This window comes from Vescimonas sp., assembly GCF_057856985.1.
Window position 1 is genome coordinate 124,933 of sequence record NZ_DBLZXX010000001.1, and the last position, 12,739, is coordinate 137,671.

At 62.0% G+C, this 12,739-nt stretch carries 10 protein-coding genes; 8 read left to right on the forward strand and 2 right to left on the reverse strand.

Translation table 11 applies throughout. The features are described from left to right. Positions 1–224: 224 nt before the first annotated feature. Positions 225–695 (forward strand): hypothetical protein, encoded by a 471-nt coding sequence (locus ACZM22_RS00600; protein WP_483267299.1) that lies wholly within the window; start codon positions 225–227, stop codon positions 693–695. A 45-nt stretch (positions 696–740) separates the two neighbouring features. Here ACZM22_RS00600 and spoVAC read toward each other — a convergent pair whose 3' ends face one another. After that, positions 741–1,178 (reverse strand): stage V sporulation protein AC, encoded by a 438-nt coding sequence (spoVAC, locus tag ACZM22_RS00605; RefSeq protein ID WP_483268171.1) that lies wholly within the window; start codon positions 1,176–1,178, stop codon positions 741–743. A 119-nt stretch (positions 1,179–1,297) separates the two neighbouring features. Between spoVAC and ACZM22_RS00610 the strand changes: the two genes are divergently transcribed. From ACZM22_RS00610 to ACZM22_RS00640, 7 genes are all read left to right on the forward strand, one after another. After that, positions 1,298–1,531, forward strand: a complete 234-nt coding sequence (locus ACZM22_RS00610) for an ATP-binding protein (RefSeq protein WP_483268170.1) — start codon at positions 1,298–1,300, stop codon at positions 1,529–1,531. Then, positions 1,528–2,727 carry a radical SAM family heme chaperone HemW gene (hemW, locus tag ACZM22_RS00615; RefSeq protein WP_489542763.1) on the forward strand — a complete coding sequence of 400 codons (1,200 nt, stop codon included), beginning with the start codon at positions 1,528–1,530 and terminating at the stop codon, positions 2,725–2,727. The genes ACZM22_RS00610 and hemW overlap by 4 nt, the downstream gene beginning before the upstream one ends. Before the next feature lie 219 nt (positions 2,728–2,946). Next, entirely contained in the window at positions 2,947–6,615 is a 3,669-nt protein-coding gene (locus ACZM22_RS00620; RefSeq protein WP_489542764.1) for an efflux RND transporter permease subunit, read from the forward strand. A 66-nt stretch (positions 6,616–6,681) separates the two neighbouring features. Next, a complete protein-coding gene (locus ACZM22_RS00625; RefSeq protein WP_489542765.1) occupies positions 6,682–7,443 on the forward strand; it encodes a hypothetical protein in 762 nt (253 codons plus the stop codon). Positions 7,444–7,666: 223 nt separating this feature from the next. After that, positions 7,667–8,743: a hypothetical protein gene (locus ACZM22_RS00630; RefSeq protein ID WP_484423786.1), complete on the forward strand. Its 1,077-nt coding sequence runs from the start codon at positions 7,667–7,669 to the stop codon at positions 8,741–8,743. 40 nt (positions 8,744–8,783) lie between these two features. Beyond that, positions 8,784–10,205, forward strand: a complete 1,422-nt coding sequence (locus ACZM22_RS00635; protein ID WP_484423785.1) for a glycine--tRNA ligase — start codon at positions 8,784–8,786, stop codon at positions 10,203–10,205. Positions 10,206–10,572: 367 nt separating this feature from the next. Continuing rightward, positions 10,573–10,794 (forward strand): hypothetical protein, encoded by a 222-nt coding sequence (locus ACZM22_RS00640; RefSeq protein WP_489542766.1) that lies wholly within the window; start codon positions 10,573–10,575, stop codon positions 10,792–10,794. 538 nt (positions 10,795–11,332) lie between these two features. On the opposite strand, the gene ACZM22_RS00645 is transcribed toward ACZM22_RS00640, so the two are convergent. Continuing rightward, on the reverse strand, positions 11,333–12,703 hold the full coding sequence (locus ACZM22_RS00645) for an MATE family efflux transporter (RefSeq protein WP_489542767.1): 1,371 nt from the start codon (positions 12,701–12,703) through the stop codon (positions 11,333–11,335). Positions 12,704–12,739: the final 36 nt, after the last annotated feature.

The following is a 12,739-nucleotide window of genomic DNA, read 5'->3' on the forward strand; positions in this document are numbered from 1 at the left end:
CCTGTCATGGGTGGCTTTTGGACCGTTTGGGTCGTATGGTACATTTGGTAGAAGAAAGTGCCATAGTTTCGAAAAAATAGGCCATTTTTTCGTATAAATAAACGTACTTGGTACAACTTTGTATTGCTATTTGCCGCGACGTGTGGTATGCTAACAGCAGAACAAAAAAGGCCGCTTTGAGCGGCGGAAAACCAATTTGACGCAGCAAATGCAGGAGGTACCACATGAGCTATCCCACCACTGGCCACGAGGTCTATGTCAGCCTGAACCTGTCCAACACCATGCTCACCGGCATCGGCAAGGGCACCATTACCCGCGAGGAGGTCTCCGTGTCCTACCTCAAGCGCCTGTTCGCCGAGCACGGCGTCATCGTCTCCGCCAAGCCGGAGCAGCGCCGCCTGCTGGAGATCGTCAACGAGCGGTACGATCTGGAGCTGGATATCCCCGAGACGCTGAAGCTGTTCCAGCTCAGCGAGGAGCAGCGCCGTCTGGTGGTGGTGGAGGTCACGGGCCTGCGCCGCAAGAACGGCTCCCTGCTGCCGGAATACTCCGAGGAGGAGTTCAACGAGGCCACCTTCGCCTTCGTGAAGTACTACGTGCAGGGTACGCACTACGATACGCTGGTGGAGGAGAACAAGAAGCTGAAGTTCGAGCTGGAGCAGGAGCTGGAGTGGCGCAACCGCGTGGACAACTGAGCCTGAGACAACGAAAGAGGGAGACGCAGCGCGTCTCCCTCTTTTTTACGCCAGCTGCACCAGCCACAGCACCAGACCGTAGACCACGCTGGCGGCGGTGCCGAACACGATGACCGGTCCTGCCACGGTGAACATCTTCACGGCGGTGCCGGTGATGAGGCCCTCCGCCTGAAAGTCCACGGCGGGGGATGCCACGGCGTTGGCAAAGCCGGTGATGGGAACCAGCGTACCGGCTCCGGCCCAGCGGGCCAGCTTATGATAAAGGCCCAGCCCCGTGGCCAGCGCCGACAGGAACACCAGCGTCACGGAGGTGGCGGTGCCGGCGTCGGAGTCGTCCAGCCCCAGCGTGCCGTACCAGTGGGACAGCAGCTGGCCTACCACACAGATGGCGCCGCCCACCAGAAAGGCCAGCGCCGTGTCCCGCAGGATGGGGGAGCGGGGCGCCATGCGCTTTACCAGCGCCTGATATTCCTCGGGGGTCATGGCAGTCACATCCTTTCCCGCGTAGTGTGCGCCGGTGCGCGGCAAACTATGCGGGGTTGTCAAATATAGCCGATGCGGATATAATACATGTGACGAATTCAGGAAAGGCGGGTGAGTCCATGACAGACCCTGCACATCCCTTTGGACGAAAAGCCATACAGCTGGCGGTCATTGACGAGGTGAGCTGCACCGGCTGCGGCTGGTGCGCCATGTTCTGTCCAGTGAAGTGTATCCTCCTGCGGGAGGATGGCATCTACACCGTGGACGCGGAGCAGTGCATCGGCTGCCGCAGCTGTAAGGTCAACTGCTTTTACGGCGCAGTGACCATGCTGCCGCCCCAGGTGCGGCCATGAGGCGGCCCGCAGAAAGGCCCGTGCTGGGGCTGTATGTCCACATCCCGTTCTGCAAGGCCAAGTGCGCCTACTGCGATTTTTACTCCCTGGCCCACAGCGAGGAGAAGATGGACGCCTACACCGCGGCGCTGGTGCGGCATCTGGAGGAGGTGGCGCCCCGCGCCGCCGGTATGCAGGTGGACACGGTGTATTTCGGCGGCGGCACCCCCAGCTATCTGGGCGTGTCCCGACTGACACGCCTTTTGCAGACGGTGCTGCGAAGGTACGACGTGGCCAGAGGCGCGGAGATCACGCTGGAGGCCAATCCTGACAGCGCCGGCGACTGGCGCGAGCTGCGGAAGCTGCGGCGAGCGGGATTCAACCGGCTGTCGCTGGGGGTGCAGTCCACTGATGACGCGCTGCTGCGGCGCATCGGGCGGGTACACACCTATGAGCAGGTGCAGCAGGCGGTGACGGCGGCGCGGAAGGCGAAGATCGAAAATCTCAGTCTGGACCTGATCTACGGTTTGCCGGACCAGACCATGGAGGACTGGCAGCGGACGCTGGCGGACGCCGTGGCTCTGGGACCGGAGCACCTGTCCTGCTACGGGCTGAAGGTGGAGGAGGGCACGCCCCTGTGGCAGCAGCGGCAGCAGCTGACGCTGCCGGATGACGACGCGCAGGCGGATATGTATCTTTACACTGTGGCGGCGCTGGAGGAGGCGGGCTACCGGCAGTACGAGATCTCCAACTTCGCAAAGCCCGGGCGGGAGTCCCGCCACAACCTGAAATACTGGAGCATGGAGGAGTACGCCGGTTTCGGCCCCGGGGCGCACTCCGATTTCGGCGGCGTCCGGTACGGCTACGTGCGGGATCTGGACGGGTACATCGCGGGGCGGCTGGTGCTGTCGGAGTCCGAGGGGGAGAGCACACTGGCCCGGGACTACGAATACGTGATGCTGTCGCTGCGGACGGCGGCGGGCATCGACCGCCGCACCTTCGAAAACCGCTACCGCCAGCGGTTCGAGCCCATGGAGGAGCTGTTTTTGCAATACGAGGGGGCGGGGCTGGCCGTCCGGACGGAGGGAGGCTGGCGGCTGACGCCCAAGGGCTTCCTGGTGTCCAACAGCATCATCGCGGCCCTGCAGGAGGCGCTGGGCCAACAGAAGGCGGCCCGTCTGGCCGCCGCCGCGGAGGGCGATTTCTGCGTTGTGTGAGGACAAATGAACGACAAATGGGACGGGAGAGGAAACTCTCCCGTCCCATCGCTTTACGATTTCTTAATTTGTTCGGCATGCGAACTTTTTTACCGGAAACTGTGGGATATTGTAACGCTTTCGTGAATTTTCCGGTACGGCTCTTGCAGAAACGGCGGCAGCGTGATACACTTCTCTATTATGGTATTTTGGGGCGTATGCCCGCAAAGGAGCAGGAGTATGGCGAAATTCAGCGTAAAGAAGCCGCTGACCGTCTTCGTGGTGGTGCTGGCTATTGTTGTGCTTGGTGTGGTGGCGTATCTGAGGATGACACCGGATCTGCTGCCCAACATGGACTTTCCCTATGTGGTCATCGTCACCACCGACCCGGGCGCCAGCCCCGAGTCCGTGGAGGAGACCATCACGCGGCCCATGGAGCAGTCCATGGCCACGCTGGACCGCATCAAAACTGTTACCTCCACCACGCAGAACAGTGTTTCCATGGTGATGCTGGAGTTCGAGGACGGCGTGAACATGGACACCATCAGTGTGGACATCCAACAGAAAATTTCGATTTTGCAGGGCCAGTGGTCCGACTCGGTGGGTGCGCCCTACGTGCTGAAGATCAATCCCTCCATGATCCCGGTCATGGTGGCGGCGGTGTCCCAGGAGGGGAAGGATGTTTACGCCCTCAGCGACTTCGTCACCGATGAGCTCACCGGCAAGCTGGAGGGCGTCAGCGGCGTGGCCGGCGTCACGGTGTCCGGCGCGCTGACCCGCGAGGCCCACGTGATACTGGATCAGGAGAAGATGGACGCCCTGTCCGCCACACTGGAGGACGCGGTGAAGGACCAGCTGAAGAAGGCGGAGGGCAAGCTCCGCGACGCGGAGAAGAAGGTGACGGACGGACAGCAGGCGCTGGCGGACGCCAAGCGCGCCGCTGCTGACGGCGTAGCCGAGTCTGTCGGCGACGCGGTGGATAAGGTGTACGACAAGCTGAAGGATATCTACGGTGTGCTGGAGGACACGGATATCGATGACATCGTGGGCGGCTTTATTACCGACCCGGATGGGACGCTGAAGAAGCTGAACGACGATCTGAAGACGCTGCAGGGCAGCATGGAGAAGCTGATGAAGGCGCTGAAGAGCGGTCACCTGCGCGCACAGGTGGAGGGCGACGTGTCCGACCTGCTGGTGGAGCTGATGGACGGTATGACCCAGATGACCGGCGCGGAATTGCAGCTCAGCGAGGCCAAGGCCCAGATCGAAAGCGGGCTGAAGCAGATACAGGCGGCCTATGACAAGGTGGCCGAACAGACTGATCTGGGGGGACTGCTGTCCATCTCCACCGTCAGCGGGCTGCTGACGGCCCAGAACTTCTCCATGCCAGCGGGGTACATCGACGACAACAGCGGCGTCAGCTATATGGTGTCGGTGGGCCAGAAGTTTGAAAACAGCGGCGAGCTGGAGGACATGGTGCTGTTCGACCTGGGACTGGACGGCGTGGAGCCCATCACGCTGGGTGACGTGGCCACGGTGGTGGTGACGGACAACGGCGACCAGCTCTACACCAAGCTCAACGGCGACAACGGCATCCTGCTGTCCTTTACCAAGCAGTCCAACTACGCCACGGCGGAGGTGTCCAACAACATCGCCGACCGGTTCGAGACGCTGGAGGCCCAGTACGACGGCCTGAAATTCGTGGCCCTGATGGATCAGGGCGACTATATCTATCTCATTGTGGAGACCATCCTCTCGTCCCTGCTGTGGGGCGCGGTGTTCTCTGTGGTGGTGCTGTTCCTGTTCCTGCGTGACTGGCGGCCCACCCTCATCACCCTGATCTCCATCCCCGTCAGCGTCATTTTCGCGGTGGTGCTGATGTACTTCACCGGTGTCACCATCAACATGATCTCCCTCAGCGGCCTGGCCGTATCGGTGGGTATGCTGGTGGACAACTCGGTGGTGGTCATCGAAAACATTTACCGCCTGCGGGCCAAGGGCGCTACCATCATCCAGGCTGCGGTGTCCGGCGCGGGACAGGTGCTGGGCGCGGTGACGGCGTCCACTCTCACCACGGTGTGCGTGTTCGCGCCTATCGTGTTCGTGGAGGGCCTGACGAAGCAGCTGTTCACCGATCTGGCCCTGACCATTACATATTCCCTGCTGGCCAGCCTGCTGGTGGCGCTGACGCTGGTGCCGGCCATGGCGTCCGGCATGCTGCGGCGGGACTTCACACCCAAGGCCGGTCTGCTGGATAAGCTCTACCCCGCCTACCGCAAGGCCATCTCCTGGTCGCTGGACCACAAGGCCCTCGTGCTGCTGCTGTCGCTGGTGCTGCTGGTGACGTCGGCCTGGGGCGCACTGAGCCGCGGCTTTACGTTCATGCCGGAGATCGACATGAATAACCTCTCGCTGGAGATCACCATGCCGGAGGGCACCACCCGCGAGGAAGCGGTGGAGGCGGCCGACCAGGTGATGGAACGGGCCATGTCCGTGGAGAATGTGGAAGCTGTGGGCTTCATGATGGGCAGCGGCAACATGGGCGGCCTCAGCATGACCAGCAGCGACAACGGCGACTATGATGTTACCGGCTACCTCACCATGACGGAGGGCACCTTCGGCTCCGACGCAGGGCGGGAGATCGAGGCGCTGTGCGCCGACCTGCCCTGCACGGTGAAGGCCTCCGGCGTCATGAGCGGTATGATGAGCTATATGACCGGCAGCGGCATCTCTTTGCAGGTCTACGGCGACGATATGGAGGGCCTGCAGACCGCCGCCCGTGCGCTGGGCCAGCGCATCGGACAGGTGGAGGGCGTCAAGGATGTGTCCGACGGTCTGGAGGACGCGGCGCCTGCCTTACAGGTGGTGGTGGACCGCAACGCGGCCATGACCCGCGGTGTCACCGTGGCCCAGATCTACATGCAGCTGGCGGCGGCGCTGCAGGATACCACCACGGTGGCGGACGTGACGCTGGACGGCGAGAGCATGGAGCTGATGGTGGACGCGGCGGCGGACAGCAAGCTGACCCGCGAGAAGCTGCTGGATCTGACCATCACACCGGACAGCTCCATGTCCGCCGCCATGAGCGGCAGCAGCGATACCTCCGGCCTGAGCCAGCTCACCGGCGAGGAGACGGAGGAGGACGACGATGGCTCCTTCAAGCTGGGCGAGGTGGCGGAGGTCCGCGAGACTGTGTCCCTCAACAGCATCCAGCGCGACCAGCAGCGGCGGTGTATCACCGTGACCGCCACGCTGGCCGATGGCTACAACGTTACCAAGGTGACATCGGCGGTGCAGCAGGCCGTGGCGCCGCTGGCGCTGCCGGAGGGCGTCACCGTGGAGTTCAACGGCGAGAACGAACAGATCATGGATGCCATGAGCCAGCTGATGCTGATGCTGCTGCTGGGCGTGGTGCTGGTGTACCTCATCATGGTGGCCCAGTTCCAATCCCTGAAGTCCCCGTTTATCGTGATGTTCACCATTCCGCTGGCCTTCACCGGCGGCTTCCTGGCACTGCTGGTCTCCGGTATCGAGGTGTCGGTCGTCAGTCTTATCGGCTTCGTGATGCTGGTGGGCGTCATCGTCAACAACGGCATTGTGCTGGTGGACTACATCAACCAGCAGCGGCAGGACGGTATGGCGCGGAGGGAGGCCATCATCGACGCGGGCGTCACCCGTCTGCGGCCTATTCTGATGACCAGCCTTACCACCATCCTGGGCCTTGTGGTGACGGCGCTGGCCAAGAACGCCGGTACGGCCCTGATCCAGCCCATCGCGCTGGTGTGTATCGGCGGACTGCTGTACGCCACGCTGATGACGCTGTTCGTGGTGCCGTGCATGTACGATATGATGAATAAGAAGGAGCTGCGAAAGGTGGACGACAGCGAGCTGGAGCTGCTGGACATCTGAGCTCTGGCAGGGAGGGGAACATTTCCCCTCCCTGCTTCGTCATATGGACAAAAGGAGGGTGAGAGTATGAAAAAGCTGCTGCTGTGCGTATTGGCGCTGGGCTGCGCCGCGGTGCTGATGGCCTGCGAGTGGTCGGCTGTTCCGCTGCCGCTGGAGGGGGATGAGCCACAGGTCAGTCCTGCACCGGACCCGTCCGAGATCACGGGTCAGCTGGCGGAGTATACCAGAGACCACGTGGACATGGCGCTGACTATCCCCGATGGCTGGGCCTTTGAGACGCTGGAGGAGGATGGGCAGGCGGGGCTGCGGTTCTGGAAGACGGACGACGACGCCGTGGACTTCCGGCTCACCTGCTGGCTGGACGGCTACGGCATCTGCGGTACCGGCGTGACGGAGCAGGAGCTGACGCTGTCCGGCGGCCAGACGGCCTGGCAGTACACCGAGGGCGTCAACAACAACGTGTGGGTGAACGTCGTGTTCCGGGGTACACCAGGCAGCTATGTGTGTATGCCCTCCGACGACGGCATGATGGACAGGGCCGCGTGGGACGGCTGCCGCGATGAGGTGCTGGCTATCCTGGGCACTGCCCGGATCGGGCGAGGCATCCCCACGGAGGAGGAAGCTATCGAGCTGGCCCGGGCACAGTACGATGGGGAGTACGACATGGCCTACGGCTGGTACGATGTGAAGACCGGCTGCTGGGCGGTGACGTTCTCAAAGGGCGCCATGGGCCAGACCGACGACGTGCGGTACGTGTATGGCAGCGGCACTGTCACGGATGCTGCGCCCTGCCCCGAGGACGCCGACTCGCCGGATAGCGAAAAATAGGCTTGACGGGCGGGAGAAAAGATGCTATTCTTTCCCTGTTACAGGCGATGAAGGGCGTGGCTGCCCGGAGCTGCGGGAGGAAATGCCCGCCGGACGCCCCGTTACCGGCAGTAAGAGTGTGGAATCATCCAAATTCAGGTGGAACCACGGACTAAAACTTAGTTCGCCCTGATGTCAGCAATGGCATCAGGGCGTTTTTTGCTGCAATAAAGGAGAGCTGTCTATGAAAAAGAGGATCGCGGCGCTGCTGCTGGCGGCGCTGCTGGGGCTGACAGCCTGCGGCGCACCGCCAGAAACAGGTGCGCCCACAGGGGAGATTTTTATTTACGGCGAGGAGCACGCCAACGCTGCCTGTCTGGATAAGGAGCTGACATTGTGGCAGACCTGCTACGGTCAGGGAATGCGCCACCTGTTCATAGAGATGGGCGCAGGCTCCACGCTGCTGCTGAACCGCTGGATGGCGGCAGAGGACGACGCCTACTGGGACATGGTGTACGGCGCCTGCGAGGGAACGCTGTTCCATGCGGAGGTGGTGGCGGATTTTTACCATCAGATCAAGGAGACGTGTCCGGACACGGTGTTCCACGGCTTTGACATAGAGCATCAGTACGCCGCCTCCGGCGAAAAAGCGCGCCGGCTGCTGGAGGACGAGGGAAAGACCGATACCGACGAATATCGCACGGTGGATCGGAGCATCAAGCAGGGCGCCATGTACTATCGGCGCGGCGCAGACGATGCGGCCGATGTGCAGCGGGAGCATATCATGGCGGCCAACTTCTGTGACGCCTTTGACGCGCTGGACGGCGTCAGCGTGGTAGCCTTCTGCGGCAGCGCCCACGCTGACCCCAACGGGATGGATCACCAGACCGGCACCGTGCCCTCCATGGCGGCTCAGATCGCGGCGCACTACGGCAGCAAGGTGACGGTGACCTGTGCCAATCTGGCGCGGGAGGAAAAGCCGGAGCTGGAGCCGCTCCGCACGGACACACTGACCATCGCCGGTGAAGCATACGAAGCCGCCTACTTCGGGGAGCAGGATATCTCCGAATGGAGTGACTACGCCAGCCGCGAGTTCTGGCGCGTGGAGGGCGGATACGACGCCTTTTCCGCGTGGCAGACCACGGGAGATCAACTGCCGGAGAGCAACTATCCCATGGCGCTGCACCCAAGAGAATTCTATGCGATCCTGTACCACCTGCCGGACGGCGGGACCATGTGGTGGTACGGTGTGTCCACAGACCAGACGGATTGGAATGCGGGAGTCGTGACTGTGCAGGTAACGCCGCCGGAGGCGGCTTGACCATAGAGACCAAAAATATTCACATAAAGGAGACGTTCACATGAAAAACACGGAAAAGACCATGGATAAGATCGTGGCGCTGTGCAAAAACCGCGGCATCATCTTCGCAGGCTCCGAGATCTACGGTGGCCTGGCCAACACCTGGGACTACGGTCCCCTGGGCGTGGAGCTGAAGAACAACATCAAGAAGGCCTGGTGGAAAAAGTTCGTGCAGGAGAACCCCTACAACGTGGGACAGGACGCAGCCATCCTCATGAACCCCCAGACGTGGGTGGCCAGCGGACATCTGGCCGGCTTCTCCGATCCCCTGATGGACTGCAAGGAGTGCAAGGAGCGCTTCCGCGCCGATAAGCTCATCGAGGACTGGTGCCAGACCAACGGTGTGGAGCTGCCCAAGCCCATCGACGCCTTCTCCCAGCAGGAGATGAAGGACTTCATCGAGGACAAGAACATCCCCTGCCCCACCTGCGGTAAGCACAACTTCACCGACATCCGGCAGTTCAACCTGATGTTCAAGACGTTCCAGGGCGTCACCGAGGATGCCAAGAACACCGTGTACCTGCGGCCTGAGACGGCGCAGGGCATCTTCACCAACTTCGTCAACACCCAGCGCACCACCCGCCGCAAGCTGCCCTTCGGCGTGTGCCAGATCGGTAAGTCCTTCCGCAACGAGATCACCCCGGGCAACTTCATCTTCCGCGTCCGCGAGTTCGAGCAGATGGAGTTGGAGTTCTTCTGCAAGCCCGGCACTGATCTGGAGTGGTTCAACTACTGGCGCACCTTCTGCCACAACTGGCTGCTGGGCATCGGCCTGAAGGACGAGAATCTGCGGCTGCGTGACCACGACCCCGAGGAGCTGTGCTTCTACTCCAAGGCCACCACGGACTTCGAGTTCCTGTTCCCCTTCGGCTGGGGCGAGCTGTGGGGCGTGGCGGACCGCACCGACTACGACCTGACCCAGCACCAGAACGTGTCCGGCAAGGATCTGACCTACTTCGACCCCGAGACCAACGAGCGCTACATCCCCTACGTGGTGGAGCCGTCCCTTGGCGTGGAGCGCAGTGTGCTGGCCGTGCTGGTGGACGCCTATGACGAGGAGGTCGTGGACGCGGAGAAGAACGATGTCCGCGTGGTGCTGCACCTGCACCCGGCGCTGGCACCCTACAAGGCGGCGGTGCTGCCTCTGAGCAAGAAGCTCAGCGACAAGGCCCGCGAGGTCTACGCCGAGCTGGCGAAGGAGTGGATGATCGACTTCGATGAGACCGGTTCTATCGGCAAGCGCTATCGCCGCGAGGACGAGGTGGGTACTCCGTACTGCATCACGGTGGACTTCGATACCGTGGGCGATGCGGAGAAGGCTGGCGACAACTGTGTCACCGTCCGCGAGCGCGACACCATGGAGCAGGTGCGTGTGCCCATCAGCGAGCTGAAGGCGTATCTGGCGGAGAAGCTGGCGTACTAAACGGCAGGGCAGGGTAGACGGCGCACCTGCTCCCTCCGCCGCGGAAGCGGCGTGTAAGCATTTTGGCGCAGCCAAAATCTTACGTTGGGGCGAATTCATTTCGCCCCAACAGGAAGTCAGATCGGGGCCCCCGCGCAACGCCGTTGGGCGGGGCGCAGGGTGCGCGTGCCCATCAGCGAGCTGAAGGCGTATCTGGCGGAGAAGCTGGCGTACTGAGCAAGTGTGAAAGAAAGAGACGGACGCGGCAGCGTCCGTCTCTTTTTGTTACATGCCTCCGGCGGCCCCATTTCTTCCAGCAGCGGAAGAAATGGGGGAAAGAACGCCGCCAAAGACCCATGGTCTTTGGAATTCCTTCAGGCCAATTTCGATGCGGTGGGAAAAGGTTCCGCAGGGAATCGACCGCGAGCCTACCCTCGCTGCCGCTGACGTGGTGGGCGGGGGATATTGGCGGGACTACCGATTTAGGCGATTATCAAATCGCGCACTTGCCGCCGTCAGCGGCAAGTGTAGGTGCGGCCTAATGGGCCGCCATTTTACGTTGGTAGAGCAAAGTGCCGCCGTGCGGGACGTGGGAGCGGCAGCGATATGAGGACTGCAAGTGATTCGTTGTACGACGATTTGCAGCAATTTGGGACTTCGCGTGGTACGCGGTCACGTTTTTCCAACACGGTCAGGCGCGCAGGAAGTCTTGAAACCTGCGGTTTCAAGCAGCGTTTTTGGTCACTTTTGGGGCTGCGGCCAAAAGCGACCCGCGCTCGGGGGCGCGGAACTCTCCCGGCCGGAGGGAGCGATCCGAGCGCCGCCAGTGGCGGATGCAGGGGGGTGAGCGAGTGGCAGCGGTCAAAATTTCAAGCGTCCGCCGTCAGGAAGCACAGAAATTTTGGGCACCGCAACAGTGTACCTTTTAGAAATAAAGCGGGCCGTCGGGGACGCCGGCCCCTACGGGTGTGCGGCCGGACAGTGCAGTAAGAAGTGTGGGCGGGTAGAACTCCGCCCCTACAAAGGGGAAATGCCCCTTATACATAAACGAGGAAATCCTCTCGTCCCGACGCGGGCCTCTCGGACCAGCGATAGAGGATAGACCGGCAAAAAAAGAGACGGACGCTGCAGCGTCCGTCTCTTTTTTGTTACGCCCGCCCCTCGGGGATCTGGGCGATCATGGTCTTGTACACATGCCGGAAGAAGCACAGTGTCAGCAGCAGGGACGCGATCTCGGCGATGGGGTAGCACCACCACACCAGATCGTCGTTGCCCACGGACGCGCCGTAGCGGGCCAGCACGTAGGCGATGGGCACCAGAAACACCAGCTGCCGCACGATGGACGTGACCATGGAGTACAGTGACTTGCCCAGTGCCTGGAACGAGCTGCCCAGCGCGATGCACGCACCGGCCATGCAGAAGCTCAGGGAGATGATGCGCAGGGCGGGGATGCCCACGGCCATCATGGTGTCGGTGGCGTCGAAGATGCTCAGCAGAGGGCCGGGGATGGCCTGAAACAGGATGGTGCCCGCCACCATGATGCAGGAGGCGTACAGTGTGCCGCGCTTGATGGTCTCCATCATGCGGCGGCGGTTCTGGGCGCCGTAGTTATACGCCACGATAGGGATGATGCCGTTGTTCATGCCAAAGACCGGCATAAAGATGAAGGAGTTCAGCTTGAAGTACACGCCGAAGGCGGTGGCCGCCGTCTCATGGGCGGAGTGGTAGGTGATGAGGATCTTGTTCATCAGGAAGGTCATCACCGAGCCGATGCCCACCATGATGACGCTGGGCAGGCCGATGGCGTAGATCTCGCCGATCAGGGACCAGTCGGGGCGGAAGCCCTTGATGGACAGTGTGATGTCGGTGTTCTTCTTATGGTTGAAGTATATGGCCAGCGCACAGCCGCAGAACTGGCCGATGATGGTAGCCACGGCGGCGCCTGCCACGCCCATGTCCAGCACGAAGATGAACACGGGGTCCAGCACGATGTTGACGATAGCGCCCAGACCCTGAGTGTACATACTCAGCAGGGAGCGGCCTGTGCCCTGAAGCAGCCGCTCGTACATGATCTGGCAGAACATGCCCAGCGAGCCGATGGTGACGATGCGCAGGTATTCGCTGCCCATCTGGATGATGTTCTCCACCTGGGTCTGGGAGCGGAAGAACAGATCCGCGCAGGTCAGGCCCAGTACGGCGGAGATGAGGAAGCCCACCACGGCCAGAAAGACGCCGTTGTTGGCCACGCGGTCGGCCCGTTCCCGCATCTGTGCGCCCAGAGCCCGGCCCATCAGGGCGTTGACGCCCACGGCGGTACCGGTGGCAAGACCGATCATCAGGTTCTGGGCGGGGAAGGCCAGGGATACGGCGGTCAGCGCCTGTTCGCTGACGCGGCTGACGAATACGCTGTCCACGATGTTATAAAGCGCCTGCACCAGCATGGATGCGATGATGGGCAGGGACATGTTCCAGATCAGCTTGGAAATGGGCATAACGCCCAGCTTGTTTTCGTTTTCCATACGGACTCCTTTTGGCTCATATACTCTCAGCCTATT

What these genes read in the sequence shown, in the direction of transcription:
- ACZM22_RS00630 (WP_484423786.1), top strand. Translation starts at nt 7,667, where the DNA reads ATGAAAAAGAGGATCGCGGCGCTGCTGCTGGCGGCGCTGCTGGGGCTG.
- ACZM22_RS00645 (WP_489542767.1), bottom strand. Translation starts at nt 12,703, where the DNA reads ATGGAAAACGAAAACAAGCTGGGCGTTATGCCCATTTCCAAGCTGATC.
- ACZM22_RS00600 (WP_483267299.1), top strand. Translation starts at nt 225, where the DNA reads ATGAGCTATCCCACCACTGGCCACGAGGTCTATGTCAGCCTGAACCTG.
- ACZM22_RS00640 (WP_489542766.1), top strand. Translation starts at nt 10,573, where the DNA reads ATGCGGTGGGAAAAGGTTCCGCAGGGAATCGACCGCGAGCCTACCCTC.
- ACZM22_RS00620 (WP_489542764.1), top strand. Translation starts at nt 2,947, where the DNA reads ATGGCGAAATTCAGCGTAAAGAAGCCGCTGACCGTCTTCGTGGTGGTG.
- ACZM22_RS00625 (WP_489542765.1), top strand. Translation starts at nt 6,682, where the DNA reads ATGAAAAAGCTGCTGCTGTGCGTATTGGCGCTGGGCTGCGCCGCGGTG.
- ACZM22_RS00635 (WP_484423785.1), top strand. Translation starts at nt 8,784, where the DNA reads ATGAAAAACACGGAAAAGACCATGGATAAGATCGTGGCGCTGTGCAAA.
- ACZM22_RS00610 (WP_483268170.1), top strand. Translation starts at nt 1,298, where the DNA reads ATGACAGACCCTGCACATCCCTTTGGACGAAAAGCCATACAGCTGGCG.
- hemW (WP_489542763.1), top strand. Translation starts at nt 1,528, where the DNA reads ATGAGGCGGCCCGCAGAAAGGCCCGTGCTGGGGCTGTATGTCCACATC.
- spoVAC (WP_483268171.1), bottom strand. Translation starts at nt 1,178, where the DNA reads ATGACCCCCGAGGAATATCAGGCGCTGGTAAAGCGCATGGCGCCCCGC.